The 13,411-nt window shown below is 77.3% G+C and carries 9 protein-coding genes; 5 read left to right on the plus strand and 4 right to left on the minus strand.

Annotation, left to right across the window (positions count from 1 at the left end):
- Position 1 precedes the first annotated feature (1 nt).
- From BLR12_RS12480 to BLR12_RS12490, 3 genes are all read left to right on the plus strand, one after another.
- Positions 2-5,164 carry a SpoIIE family protein phosphatase gene (locus tag BLR12_RS12480; RefSeq protein WP_091378172.1) on the plus strand — a complete coding sequence of 1,721 codons (5,163 nt, stop codon included), beginning with the start codon at positions 2-4 and terminating at the stop codon, positions 5,162-5,164.
- A gap of 102 nt (positions 5,165-5,266) precedes the next feature.
- Positions 5,267-6,268 carry an anti-sigma factor RsbA family regulatory protein gene (locus BLR12_RS12485; protein WP_218120638.1) on the plus strand — a complete coding sequence of 334 codons (1,002 nt, stop codon included), beginning with the start codon at positions 5,267-5,269 and terminating at the stop codon, positions 6,266-6,268.
- A 32-nt stretch (positions 6,269-6,300) separates the two neighbouring features.
- A complete protein-coding gene (locus BLR12_RS12490) occupies positions 6,301-6,801 on the plus strand; it encodes a MarR family winged helix-turn-helix transcriptional regulator (protein WP_091378175.1) in 501 nt (166 codons plus the stop codon).
- Between the two features lie 113 nt (positions 6,802-6,914).
- On the opposite strand, the gene BLR12_RS12495 is transcribed toward BLR12_RS12490, so the two are convergent.
- Both BLR12_RS12495 and BLR12_RS12500 read right to left on the minus strand, forming a co-directional pair.
- Positions 6,915-7,925, minus strand: a complete 1,011-nt coding sequence (locus BLR12_RS12495) for an ATP-dependent DNA ligase (protein WP_091378587.1) — start codon at positions 7,923-7,925, stop codon at positions 6,915-6,917.
- Between the two features lie 145 nt (positions 7,926-8,070).
- Positions 8,071-8,913, minus strand: coding sequence for an alpha/beta fold hydrolase (locus BLR12_RS12500; RefSeq protein ID WP_091378177.1), 843 nt, complete (start codon positions 8,911-8,913; stop codon positions 8,071-8,073).
- 58 nt (positions 8,914-8,971) lie between these two features.
- Between BLR12_RS12500 and BLR12_RS24020 the strand changes: the two genes are divergently transcribed.
- Positions 8,972-9,544 carry a TetR/AcrR family transcriptional regulator gene (locus BLR12_RS24020; RefSeq protein ID WP_143018760.1) on the plus strand — a complete coding sequence of 191 codons (573 nt, stop codon included), beginning with the start codon at positions 8,972-8,974 and terminating at the stop codon, positions 9,542-9,544.
- A gap of 43 nt (positions 9,545-9,587) precedes the next feature.
- Here BLR12_RS24020 and BLR12_RS12510 read toward each other — a convergent pair whose 3' ends face one another.
- The gene (locus tag BLR12_RS12510) at positions 9,588-10,946 is read right to left on the minus strand and encodes a glucose-6-phosphate dehydrogenase (RefSeq protein ID WP_091378179.1); all 1,359 of its coding nucleotides are present in this window, start codon (positions 10,944-10,946) and stop codon (positions 9,588-9,590) included.
- Entirely contained in the window at positions 10,943-12,787 is a 1,845-nt protein-coding gene (locus BLR12_RS12515) for a glycoside hydrolase family 15 protein (protein WP_091378181.1), read from the minus strand. Before BLR12_RS12515 ends, BLR12_RS12510 begins: the two co-directional genes overlap by 4 nt.
- A gap of 111 nt (positions 12,788-12,898) precedes the next feature.
- Here BLR12_RS12515 and BLR12_RS12520 point away from each other — a divergent pair, with 111 nt between their 5' ends.
- Entirely contained in the window at positions 12,899-13,381 is a 483-nt protein-coding gene (locus tag BLR12_RS12520; protein ID WP_091378182.1) for a DnaJ family domain-containing protein, read from the plus strand.
- The last annotated feature ends 30 nt before the right edge of the window (positions 13,382-13,411 follow it).

A 13,411-nucleotide genomic window follows, 5' to 3' on the forward strand; every position in this document is an offset into this window, starting at 1 on the left:
GGTGACCGACGACGACCTCCGGCGGTCGCTGTTCGCCGGAGGCGGCGAGGTCGGCCGCGCGATGGCAGCCGTGGACTGGGCGCGGACCCCGCTCGGCCCGCCGGAGCGGTGGCCCACGGCGCTGCGGCACACCGTCCGGGTCATGCTCACGTCGCGGTTCGCGATGTGGGCCGGGTGGGGCCCCGACCTCTTCTTCTTCTACAACGACGCCTACCGCCACGACACGCTGCAGGACAAGCACCCCTGGGCGCTGGGCCGGCCCGCGTCCGAGGTGTGGGCCGAGATCTGGTCGGCCATCGCTCCCCGCGTGGAGGCGGTGCTGGGCAGCGGCCTCGCCACCTGGGACGAGGACCTGCTGCTCTTCCTGGAGCGCAGCGGCTACCCCGAGGAGACCTACCACACCTTCTCCTACAGCCCCCTGCCCGGCGACGACGGCGGCACCGGCGGCCTGTTCTGCGTGGTCACCGAGACCACCCAGCAGGTCCTCGGCGAGCGCCGGATGGGCACGCTGCGCGACCTCGCCGCGGCGCTGGGGGCCGCCCGCACCGAGGCGGGCGTGCTCGCCGCCACCGGCGAGCAGCTCGCCCGCAACCCCGCCGACCTGCCCTTCAGCGCGGTGTACCTGGTCGACGACGACGGGACCACGCGGCTGGGCTGCGCGGCGGGTTTCGAGCCGGGTGTCACGGTGCTCCCGCCGGTGCTGACCCCGGACGGACCCGGCGGCGACCTGCTGCAGCGGCTGCTGGCCGGCGAGGACGTCCTGGTGGACGACCTCGACCGCCGCCGCCCGGGCCTGCCGACCGGCGCCTGGGACCGGCCCCTGCAGCAGGCGGTGGCGCTGCCGATCGCCTCCGTGGCCCAGGACCGCGACCCGGTCGCAGGTTTCCTGGTGGTCGGGCTCAACCCGCACCGCCGGTACGACGACGCCTACCGCGGCTTCCTCGGGCTGGTGGCCAACCAGGTCTCCTCCGCCCTCGCCAACGCCGGCAGCTACGAGGCCGAGCGGCGGCGGGCCGAGGCGCTCGCCGAGCTGGACCGGGCCAAGACCGACTTCTTCAGCAACGTCAGCCACGAGTTCCGCACCCCGCTGACGCTCATCGCCGGCCCGGTCGCCGAGCTGCGCGCCTCCCCGGCCGCCCAGTCCGACCCCCGGCTGGCCGAGGAGCTCGAGGTCGTCGAGCGCAACGCCCAGCGGCTGGCCCGCCTGGTCAACACCCTGCTCGACTTCTCCCGCATCCAGGCCGGCCGGATCGACGCCCGCTTCGAGCCGGTCGACCTCGCCGCCACCACCGCGGAGCTGGCCAGCGTCTTCCGCTCGGCCGTCGTCCGCGCCGGGCTGGACTTCACCGTCGACTGCCCGCCGCTGGACGAACCGGTGCACATCGACCGGGACATGTGGGAGAAGGTCGTCCTGAACCTGCTCTCCAACGCGCTGAAGTTCACCTTCGACGGCGGCATCGCCGTCCGGCTGCGGCGGGACGGCCACGTCGTGCGGCTGACGGTCAGCGACACCGGCACCGGCATCCCCGCCGACGAGCTGCCGCGGCTGTTCGAGCGCTTCCACCGGGTGGCCGACGCCCGCGGCCGCTCCGGCGAGGGCAGCGGCATCGGGCTGGCCATGGTCCGCGAGCTGGTCGCCCTGCACGGCGGCACCGTCGGCGCCGAGAGCACCCTCGGCGCCGGGACGGCGTTCACCGTCACCCTGCCGCTGGGCACCGCGCACCTGCCCGCCGACCGGCTGGCCGAGCCGGCCGCGGACGCGCCCGCGGTGTCCCCGGCCGCCGCCCCGTTCGTCACCGAGGCGCTGCGCTGGCTGCCCGACGGGCGACCCGCGGCCGGCGGCGCGGTCGCACCCGGCCCCGCGGCGGCGTCCGGCCGGGTGCTGGTGGCCGACGACAACGCCGACATGCGGGGCTACCTGGTGCGGCTGCTGTCCCCGCACTACGACGTCCGGGCGGCCGCCGACGGCCGGCAGGCGCTGGACGCGGTCCTGGCCGACCCGCCCGACCTGGTCGTCAGCGACGTGATGATGCCCGGGCTCGACGGCATGGGGCTGCTGGCCAGGCTGCGGGCCGACCCGCGCACCGCCCGCCTCCCGGTGGTGCTGCTGTCGGCCCGCGCCGGCGAGGAGGCCGCCGTCGAGGGGCTGGCCGCCGGCGCCGACGACTACCTGGTCAAGCCGTTCTCCGCGCAGGAGCTGCTGGCCCGCGTGGGCGCGCACCTGGAGCTCGGCCGGGCCCGGCGGGCCGCGGAGGAGCAGTTCACCGCCATGGCGGACCTCGCGCCGGCGCTCATCTGGGTGGCCGGCCCCGACGGGCAGCGGGTGTTCGTCAACCGCGGCTGGACGGAGTTCACCGGCCGCCCGGCCCGCGAGGAGGTCGGTCGCGGCTGGGAGCAGGGCCTGCACCCGGAGGACCGCGACCGCTACGCCGAGGTGGTCGCCGCGGCGACCGCGCGGCGCGAGGGCTGGGAGGTCGACGTCCGGCTGCGCCGCGCCGACGGCACGTACCACTGGCTGCTCGAGCGGGCGGTGCCGATCGGGACGGGGCCCGTCGGTCCCGGCGAGACCTCCGCCGGCTACGTCGGCAGCTGCACCGACATCAACGCCCGCACCCGCGAGACCGCCCGGCAGACGCTGCTGGCCGAGGTGGGCACCGCGCTGGACCGGGAGACCACCGTCGACGGCCAGCTCGGTGCGCTGGCGCGGCTGCTGGTCGAGCGGCGGCTGGCCGACCTGTGCAGCGTGCGCTTCCTGGGGGACGACGGCCGGCTCCGCTTCGCCGGGATCGCCGGCCTCGATGCCGCCGCGGAGGCCGCGATGGCCTCCCTCGACCCGCACAGCGGGCTGAGTCTCCAGGTCCTGGAGACCGGGGAGTCGGTGCTCGGCGAGCGGCTGTCCTGGCCGGCGCCGTCGGAGGAGGACGCGACGGGCTGGCCGCTCGCCATGCTGTCGGCGATCGCGGTGCCGCTCGCCGTCCGCGGGGTGCTGCGGGCCGTCCTGGTGCTGGGCCGGCACCGCGAGGCGCCGCCGTACGACGACGACGACCGGGTGCTGCTCGAGGAGGTGGCCGGGCGCGCCGCCCTGGCGGTGGACAACGCGGTGCTGCTCGCCGAGGAACGCGGCGCGGCCCGGCGGCTGGCGCTGCTGCAGCGGGCCACCGCCGAGCTGTCCTCGGCGACCACCCCGCTGGAGGTCGCCGAGGTCACCGGCGGGCACGTGCGGGCGCTGACCGGCCCGGACAGCCGGGTCGCGGTCTACGAGCTGGACCCCTCGCACCGGGCGCTGACCGCGCTGGCCATCGACGGCGGCAGCCCGGCCGGCCTGGACGTGTGGCGGACGGTGCCGATGTCCGCGCCCCTGGTGGCCACCACCGCGGTCTCCGAGCGCCGTCCCGTGTGGGTGGAGGACGTCCGCACCCAGCCCCCGGCCGACCGCGAGCTCGCGCCCGAGCTGGCCGCGTCGGCGGCGGACTTCGGCCTGGCCGCGGTGGCGGCCCTCCCGCTCACCGCGGCCGGGCGGGTCGTCGGCGTCCTGTCGGTCGCCTGGCCGCGGGTGCAGCGGTTCTCGGCCACCGACCGGGCGATGCTGCTCGCCGTCGCCGAGCAGGCCGCCTCGGCCCTCGACCGCGCCCGGCTCTACCGCGCCGAACGGGGCATCGCCGAGACGCTGCAGCTGAGCCTGCTGCCCGCGCAGCTGCCGGCCCTGCAGCGGCTGGCGCTGGCCGCGCACTACCTGCCCGGCGCCGAGGGCAGCCAGGCCGGCGGCGACTGGTACGACGTCGTGGAGCTCGCCGGCTCCCGGGTCGCGATCGCCGTGGGGGACGTCGTCGGCCAGGGGCCGGCGGCCGCCGCGGTCATGGGCCAGCTGCGCAGCGCGCTGTCGGCCGCCCTGCTGCAGGGCTGCGGCCCGGCCGAGGCCCTGGAGCTGCTGGACCTCTTCGCCGGCCGGCTGCCGGGGGCGCTGGCCTCCACCGCGGCCTGCCTCGTCCTCGACGGCACGGCCGGCACCGTCACCTGGGCCCGGGCCGGGCACCCGCCGGCGGTGCTGGTCACCCCGGACGGCGCGGAACTGCTCGACGGTGCGGGCTCCGGCACCGTGCTCGGCGTCCCGGGCCGTCGCCCGTACACCGAGGGCACGGCCGCGATCACCCCGGGCGCCACCCTGCTGCTCTACACCGACGGCCTGGTCGAGCGCCGCGGCGAGGTCATCGACGACGGGCTGGCGCGGGTGTGCGCCGCCGCGGCCCGGCACGCCGCGACCGACCCGGCCGGGCTGACCGCGAGCCTGCTGGCCGAGGTCCTCGCCGACGCCGACCAGCCCGACGACGTCGCGCTGATCGCCGCGCGGCTGCTGCCCGGACCGCTGGCCGCGCGGCTGCCGGCCGACCCGCGACGGCTCTCCGGTGTCCGGCGGGCCGTCACGGCCTGGACGGCGGCGGCCGGACTGTCCGAGGACACCACCGAGGACCTGCAGCTGGCCCTCGGCGAGGCGCTGGCCAACGCCGTGGAGCACGCCTACGCGGCCGCACCCGGGGAGGGCTGGTGCAGCTACCGGGTCGCCCGCGAGCCCGACGGCAGCGTCCGGGTCGAGGTGCGCGACACCGGGGTGTGGCGCCCGCCGCCGGCCGACCGCGGCTACCGCGGCCGCGGGCTGGAGCTGATCAGCGCCCTGGCCACCGACGTCGAGATCGGTCGCGGCCCGGACGGCGACGGCACCACGGTCTGCTTCCGGATGGCCCCCGCCGTCCCGGGCCTGCAGACCCGCAGGCAGCGCGGCACCCCGGGCGTCGCCGCGGACGGCGGCGCGACGCTGGCGGTGCACGACGAGCCGGGGGGCCTGCGCCTGGAGGTGCACGGCGAGGTCGACCTGGCCAGCGCCGGCCAGGTGCGCGCGCAGCTGCTCGTCCGGCTCGATCGGCTCACGGCCGGGTCGGTCGCGACGCTGGACCTCACCTCCACCGGCTACCTGGCCAGCGCCGGGGTCGGGCTGGTCCTGGAGGCCGTGGCCCGTGCCCGGCAGGCCGGCGTGGAACTCCGGGTGCGCACCGAGCCGGGCACCCCGCCGGGGCGGATACTCGCTCTGGCAGGGGTCGCGCCGGACCCGGTCGCCGGGGCGGCCGACCACGGACCGGCGACCGGCGCGCCGGCCGTCCCGTCGGCGTGACGGTGCGCACACCCGGTGCCCCCCGGATGGTGGGGAGTGCGCGTGCACGAGGATGACCGAGCAGTCGGCCGGTCCCCCCGGCCCGGGAGAGGGCAGGCACAGGTGGACCGAGCGCCGAGCAGGTCGCGGGCGCCGGCCGGGCTACCGCAGCCACGGGCCGGCGCGCGCGCCCGGTCCCGGCACGCCGCCGCGGTGGTGCGGGGGGACGGCGAGCTGCTCTCGGTCGCCCTGACCTTCCTCGACGCCGGCCTGCGCGCCGGCGACGTCGTCGCGCTGACCTGCCCGCCGGAGGTCACCGCGCTGCTGTGCGCGGAGCTCGGCGAGCGCGCCGGGCGCGTCCGCGACGAACCCCGGCTGAGCCTGCTGGGTGCCCGGGCGCCCGATGCGCTGGCGCACGCCCGCCGGATGGCGGAGCAGGAGGCCGACGGCCGGCAGCTGCGCATCCTCTGCCTGGTCGACTTCGGGCCCGCTCCCGCCGACTGGCGCGAGGGGCTGCGCTTCGAGTCGGCCGCCAACTCCGTCATGGCCGACACGCCGATCGACTCCCTGTGCCTGTACGACCGGCGTCGGCTGCCGCCGGCGGTGGTCGAGGCCGCCGCTGCGACCCACCCCTACCTGGTGCACGACGGCGCCTGGGCGCCCAGCTCGGCCTACCGCCATCCGGCCGAGTACCTGCCGCGGCTGCCCTGGCCACGCGAGCCGGTGGAGGACGCCGCGCCGGTGTTCGTCCTCGATGACGCGCCCGGCCTGGTCGCGCTGCGCCACGAGCTCGGCCTCGCCCTCGCCGCGTGGGTGCCCGACCGCGACCAGCGCGAGGACCTGCACCTGGCCGCCGCCGAGGTCGCCGCCAACGCCTTCCGGCACGGCGAGCGCCCGGTGTCGGCGCGGATGTGGGCCGACGGGGACCGGCTGGTCTGCGCGATCACGGACTCCGGGCGCACCTTCGCCGACCCGATGGCCGGCTTCCGTCCCGCCCACGGCGCCGACCTCGGCCGCGGCGGGATGGGGCTGTGGCTGGCCCGCAAGCTGTGGGACTCCGTCGACCTGTCCCTGGGTCCCGGCGGGCTCACCGTCCGCCTCGCCGCCCGCCTCCAGCCGGCTTGACGCCGTCGATACCTCACTGCTGAAGTACCGGCGTGGGGGACGCCGTCGACCTGATCCTGGCCCAGTGGGCGCGGGAGCGGCCGGACCTGGACTGCAGCCCGATGGGGGTCGTCGGCCGGATCTCCCAGCTGCAGCGCGAGGTCTTCCTCGCCCAGCGCGCGACCTTCGCCCGGCACGGCCTCGACGTGCCCTCCTTCGACGTGCTGGCCGCGCTGCGCCGGGCCGGGGAGCCCTACCAGCTGACCCCGACCGAGCTGATGCGCACCGCTCTGGTCACCTCCGGCGCCATCACCCAGCGGCTGGACCGGCTGGAGGAGAAGGGGCTGATCACCCGCGAGCGCAGCGAGGCCGACGGGCGGGCCGTCGTCGTCACGCTGACCGGGGCGGGACGGGCCGCGCTGGACGACACGCTGCCCGACCACCTGGAGACCGAGCGACGGCTGCTCGCCGGCCTCGACGCCGACGACCAGCAGGCCCTGGCCGGCCTGCTCCGGCGCCTGCTGATCGCCCTGGGCCGCGTGCCACCCGAGTGAACGGTTGCCGTCGACGAGTGGGCCCCGGAGGGGTCCGCGAGGAGGCGGCGGGTGGGCTCAACGCGGGTCGGGCACAGCTCCTGGCGGCGGTGTCGGCCGGTAGGTCGACGATGTCATTGCTCAGGCACGTCCGCCGGTTCGAGGTCGGGGCGGGTGCGCACGTAGCGCAGCGGGTGGCGGAAGACGCCGGCCTGCAGCGCGGCGTCGGCGCTGACCTCCACGACGACGTCCGGGCGCACGCGGGTGAGCGGCACCGACAGCCGGCCGCCGCCGAACGCGCCGGTGCCGATCCGCTCGGGCCACGGGTGGTCCGGCCCGGCGGGGGTCAGGACGGCGGCCAGCTCGGCCGACTGCGCGGGCGACAGCGGGCTGGTCCGGCCGACGACCACCAGCTCGCCGTCCCGGTACCGGCCGGCGACCAGCTGGCTCGGCCGCTCGACCGGCCCGATGACGCCGCCCGCCACGACCTCCGTGGTCTCCCACGACTTCACCTTGAGCCACTCCCGCCGGCCGGGGGCGTAGCGGGTGGCCGCGCCCTTGGCGACCAGCCCCTCCACGCCGGCGGGCCGGAAGTCCGCCGACCACTGCCGGGCCTCGTCGGGGTCGGCGGTGACGGGGGAGAGCTGCATCGGCGGCGCCCAGCGTGCGGCGAGCTCCTCGAGTGCGGCTCGCCGCTCGCGCAGCCGGCGGTCGCGCAGGTCCGCGCCGCCGAGGGCCAGCAGGTCGAAGGCGACGTAGGAGGCGGGCGCGGCGGCGGCCAGCGCGCCGACGCGGCCCGCGGGGGCGACCATCCGCTGCTGGAGCAGGCCGAAGTCCAGCCGGGACCCGTTCCAGACCACGACCTCGCCGTCGAGCACCGTGCCGGGCGGGACCTGGGCCACGGCCGCGGCGACGACGTCGGGGAAGCGGGCGGAGAGGTCGCGGCCCTGCCGCGACCAGGCGCGGGTGGTGCCGCCGGTGCGGACGACGACGAGGCGGTAGCCGTCCCACTTGGGCTCGTAGCGGACGCCGCCGGGCAGCGCGTCGGCCCGCGGCAGGTCGCGCACCGGCCGGGCCAGCGCCACCGCGACCGGCCCGGCCAGCTCGGGCGGCACGTCGGGCAACCCGGGCACGGACAGCGGCACGACGGCCAGCGTGGGGGCTCCTCGCCGTCCGCGCAGGCGGCTGAGCTGCCGGTTCACCCCTTCGTGGCCGGTCGCCACCCTCCGCGAGGACCCCGGGGGGCCGCACGAGCCGCGGCCGCGGTCAAGGCACGATCCGGCAACGGGGTCAGCGGTCGGCGGCCGCCAGCACGGTCCGGACGGCGTCGGCCACCGCGTCGGGCCGGTCGTTGGGGACGAACGTCAGCGCGTCGTCCAGCCACGTGACCGTCGTGCCCAGCAGGGCGGCGAGCCGCTCGGCGTCGCGGGGCGGGAAGACCCGGTCGCGGCGCCCCCAGACCACGGCCGCCCGGCCGGCCAGCACCGGCAGCCGTCCGGCGGCGGCCACGAGCGGCTCCGGCCGCATGGCGCGGACCAGCGCCGTGAGGTCCGCGCGGACGGCGGGGTCGGTGCGCGCGGGGTGCAGCCAGTCGCGGACCAGCGCCCGGTCGAAGCCGCGGCTGGTGAAGACGTTCAGCCGGCCGGGGTCGGCGAACAGGGCCGGGACGGCGAGGGCGCGGACCAGCAGGGCGGTCGTCCCGGGGAGCGCCGCGAGCGCCGGCAGCGGGCGCAGCAGCGGCGGCGGGAAGTGCTCGAACGCGTCGCAGCCCGCCAGCACCAGCCCGGCGGTGCGCTCCGGTGCGCCGGCCGCGATGAGCTGGGCCAGCGCCCCACCGGTGTCGTTGCCCAGCAGGACGGCGCGGTCGAGGTCCAGCCCGTCGAGGACGTCGACCAGCGCGCCGGCGACCTCCTCCGGCGTCAGTCGCGACCGGGACGGGACCGCTCGGCGGTGGGCGCCCAGGGGCAGGTCGGGGAGCAGCACCCGGGCATGGGGGGCCAGCAGCCGTGCCGTCCGGTCCCACAGCCGTCCGTCGACGAGCGCTCCGTGGACGGCCAGCACGGCCGGCCCGTCGCCGGCCGTGCGCACCGGGACGGGCCCCACCCGGGTCGGCACCTCGATGGTCGTCGTCATGATCGCCTCCCGTTTTCTGTAGCGAGTGCTACACGAATGCGACTGTAGCGTCTGCTACATGGGACAGGGAAGAGGTCGGCCCGAGCAGCGTGCGGCGTTCCTGAGCGGGGCGGTCGAGCACGTGCTGCACCACGGGGTCGCCACGCTGTCCCTGCGCCCGCTGGCCGCGGCGCTGGGGACCAGCGACCGCATGCTGCTGTACTACTTCGGCACCCGCGAGCAGCTGCTGACCGCCGTCCTCGGCGCGGTCGGCGAACGGCTGCAGGACCAGCTCGCCGCGGCCCTGCCCGCCGGCCGGGTACCCCCGGCCGAGCTGCTGCGGGGACTGGCCTCGGCCCTGCACGACCCCGCGACCGAGTCCTCGCTCCGGTTGTACGTCGAGGTCAGCGGCCTGGCCGCCCGCGGGCACGAGCCGCACCGGACGGTCGCGGCGGCGGTCGCCGAGGGCTGGCTGGCCTGGCTCGGGTCGCGGCTGGACGTGCCGGACGGGGAGCGGGCGGGTGCCGCGGCCGGCGTCCTGGCGGTCGTGGACGGGATGCTGCTGGTCCGCTTCCTCGCGACCGCCGAGGTGGCCGACCGTGCGGTGGGCTGGCTCGTCGCCCGGTTGGCGCCCCCGGCCGGCGGCCGCTGACGGCCCCGTCCAGGGCACCGCCCCGAGCCTCGACGGTCCTCCCTCAGGGACGCGCGGGACCGTCCGACCCGGCCGGGTACTCCCGCAGCGGGACCTCCCCGGCGGCCCAGGCGGCCAGCACCGGCTCGACGATCCGCCAGCTCTCCTCGGCCTCGACGTCGCTGATCGACAGCGTGGTGTCCCCGGCCAGCAGCTCGCGGAAGAGGATCCCGTAGGCGGGCAGCGCCTGCCGGGGCAGGTCGGTCTCCAGCACGTGCCGCTCCAGGTCGAACGGGTCGCCGGCGCCGTTGAGGTTGAGCTCCAGGGCGATGCCGTCGGGCTCCAGGCGCATCCGCAGCACGCCGGGCTCGGGCTGCGTGTCGCCGAAGGGCAGGTGCGGCACCGGCTTGAAGTGGACGGCGATCTCCCGCCGTCCGCTGCCCAGCGCCTTGCCGGTGCGCAGCCGGAACGGCACGCCGGCCCAGCGCCAGTTGTCCACGCCCACCGTGAACTCGGCGTAGGTCTCGGTGCCGCGGGCGGGGTCGACGCCGTCCTCGGCGGTGTAGTCCGGCAGCGCCCGCCCGCCGACGGTGCCGGCCGTGTACCGGGCCCGCACGGTGTCGCGGGCCATGTCGGCGGGCGGCCGGACGGCACGCAGGACGTCGGCCTTGCGCGCCGGCAGGGTCGTGTCGTCGAGGGCGTGCGGTGGCTCCATCGCGACCAGGGCGAGCAGCTGCAGCAGGTGGTTCTGCAGCATGTCGCGCAGCGCGCCCGCGGTGTCGTAGTAGCCGGCCCGCCCCTCCAGGCCGAGGGTCTCGTCGAAGACGATCTCGACCCGGTCGACGTGGCCGGCGTTCCAGACCGGCTCGAACAGGCGGTTGGCGAAGCGCAGCCCGAGCAGGTTGAGCGCGGTCTGCATGGCGAGGAAGTGGTCGATGCGGAAGACCGACCTCTCGGGCACCAGCCGGTGCAGCACCTCGTTGAGCGCCCGGGCGTCGGCGCCGTCCCGGCCGAACGGCTTCTCGACGACGACCTGCGCGCCCTCGGGCAGCCCGACCTCGACCAGCGCCTCCAGGGTGCGGTGGAAGACGGTGTTGGGCAGCGCCAGGTAGACGATCGGCACGCCGGGCACCCGGTCCAGCGCCGCGCGCAGCTGCCCGGCTGCGGTGACGTCGCCGCGGGTGTGCGCGAGCTGGCCGACCAGCCGGTCGCGGGTGCCCTGGTCCACCCCGGGGGCGAACTGCGCCAGCCGCTCTCGGGCCCAGTCGCGGTAGGCCTCGTCGTCCCACGGCTCGCGGCTGACGGCGTGCACCGCGACGTCCGCACCCAGCGCCCCGGTGGCCGCCAGGGAGGCCAGCGAGGGCAGCAGGTACCGGCCGGTGAGGTCGCCGGAGCCGCCGAGCACCAGCAGCGAGCGCGTCACCGCCGTCCCTCCCCGGCGCGGGCCAGCGCCCAGCCGCTGGAGATGACCCCGACGTGGCTGAAGGCCTGCGGGACGTTGCCGAGGAACGCGCCGGTGGTGGGGTCGACCTCCTCGGCGAGCAACCCGGTCTCGCTGGCCCGCGCGCAGAGCCGGTCGTAGAGGTCGTGCGCCTCCTCGAGCCGGCCCTGGCCGGTGAGGTTGTCGACCAGCCAGAAGCTGCAGAGCAGGAACGCGCCCTCCTGGCCCTCCAGCCCGTCGGGGGACTCGGTGTGCAGGTAGCGGTAGAGCAGGCCGTCGCCGGCGTCGAGCTCGCGGCGGACGGCCTCGGTGGTGGCGACCATCCGCGGGTCGTCGGCGGCGACCACGCGGCGCAGCGGCAGCGCGAGCAGCGACCCGTCCAGGCCGCCGCGTCCGCGCCCCTGCGCGTCGGCGAGGTGCTCGGTGAAGGTCTGCCGGTCGGGGTCCCAGGCGCGGTCCAGCAGGGCGGCCCGCATCCGGTCGAGCTCGGCGCGCCAGCGCTCCCGCGGGTGCGGCAGTCCGCGGTGCTCGGCGATGCGCAGCGCCCGGTCGACCGCGACGCAGCACAGGGCGACCGAGTAGGTGAACGGCCGGCCGGTGTCGCGGATCTCCCAGATCCCGTGGTCGGGGGTCTCCCAGCGCTCGACGGCCTGCTCGGTGAGCCGGCAGAGCAGCGTCCACAGGTACTCGTCGACCCGGCCGCCGGAGCCCACCCACTGCCAGGCCACGTCGAGGAGCTCGCCGTAGACGTCGTGCTGGTGCTGGCCGGCCGCGCCGTTGCCCCAGCGGACCGGGCCGGAGCCGCGGTACCCGGCGAGGCTGACGTCCTGCCACTCGGTGGACGGCGGTCGGCCGTCGAGGGCGTACATGATGCCGACCCCGCCCTCGCGCTCGGCGTTGGCCAGCGTCCAGGCGAGGAAGGACTCCGACTCGCTGGTCATCCCGATCCGGCGCAGTGCGTAGGTGGAGAAGGCCGCGTCGCGCACCCAGGTGTAGCGGTAGTCCCAGTTGCGCTCCCCGCCCAGCGCCTCGGGCAGGGACGACGTCGCGGCGGCCATGATCGCGCCGGTGGGGGCGTGGTCGAGCAGCTTGAGCGTCACCGCCGAGCGGCGCACCAGGTCGCGCTGCGGGCCCTGGTAGTCCAGCCGGCCGGCCCACCGCTCCCAGGCGTCCACGGTGCGGTCGACCAGCTGCGCGGGATCGGTGCGGTGCAGGATCCGCGTGCTGCCCGACCAGTGCAGCGCCACGGTCAGCTGCTCACCGGCCGACAGGGTCACCCGGCCGCCGATCGAGCCGTCCCGGGCGACCTCGAGCCCGTGCGAGCACCACAGGGCCAGGGGCAGGTCGGCGCGGGCCGGCCAGTGGACCCGCCAGCCGCCGGCCTCCCGGGTCACCTGCACCGGGTCCAGCGGCCGGAGCCGGACGTCGACCTCGACCGTGCCGCTCACCACCCGGGCCAGCCGGAGCAGCTCGCCCCGGCCGGGGGGCACCAGCTCGCCGAGGTCGGCGCCGGTGCGCAGGGTCAGGCAGTCGGTGACCTCCAGGACGCCGTCCGGCCCGTGCAGCTCGGTGACCAGGACGCCGGTGTCGCCGAGGTAGTGCTGGGCCGATGCCCGCAGCTCGGCCGGGGCGACGGTGAGGCTGCCGCCGCGCTCGGCGTCGAGCAGCCCGGCGAGGAACGGCCGGCTGTCGAAGTCGGGGAGGCACAGCCAGGGGATGGACCCGTCGCGGCCCACGAGGGCACAGGTCGCGCCGTCCCCGATGAGGCCGTGGTCCTCGATGGGCAGGTGGCCGTCGAGGCGGGTCACGGGGCGGGGCGGCACGGGCACCGGTCCTGGGGGAGTCGGGGTGGGCCCTCCTGACCTGCCCGGGGCGCGGCACCGTCAACCGCCGCCGGTGCCGGGAGCGGCCGGACGGGCGCACGATGGAGGGCGATGACCGAGCGCAAGCCCCCGGGGATGTCCTTCGAGACCTGGATCGACCACCAGATCACCCAGGCGCAGGAGCGCGGCGCCTTCGACGGCCTCGAGGGCACCGGCCGCCCGCTGCCGCAGCGGGTGAAGGAGCAGACCAGCTACGAGTGGGCGCTGGAGTGGGCCCGCCGCCAGCAGGCCGACCCCAAGGACCTGCTGCCGCCGGGCATGGCGCTGCGCCGGGAGCGCGAGGACCTGGCCCTGCGCGTTCCGCAGCTGCCCAGCGAGGCCGCGGTCCGGGCGATCGTGACGGACTTCAACGCCCGGGTCGAGGCGCACTGGCGCCGGCCGCAGGACGGGCCGGACGCCGTCCCGGGGCTGGCCGACGAGGACGCGCTGGTCCGGCTCTGGCAGGCCACCCGCCCACCGCCGGCGCCCGTGGAGCCGGTCGCGGCGCCGGAGGGGGCGCGCCGCCGGCGCTGGTGGCACCGCCGGGTTCGCTGACGGCGGACACCCGCATCGGCCGTCCGGGCG

It is taken from the genome of Geodermatophilus sp. DSM 45219, assembly GCF_900104025.1.
Classification (GTDB): domain Bacteria; phylum Actinomycetota; class Actinomycetes; order Mycobacteriales; family Geodermatophilaceae; genus Geodermatophilus.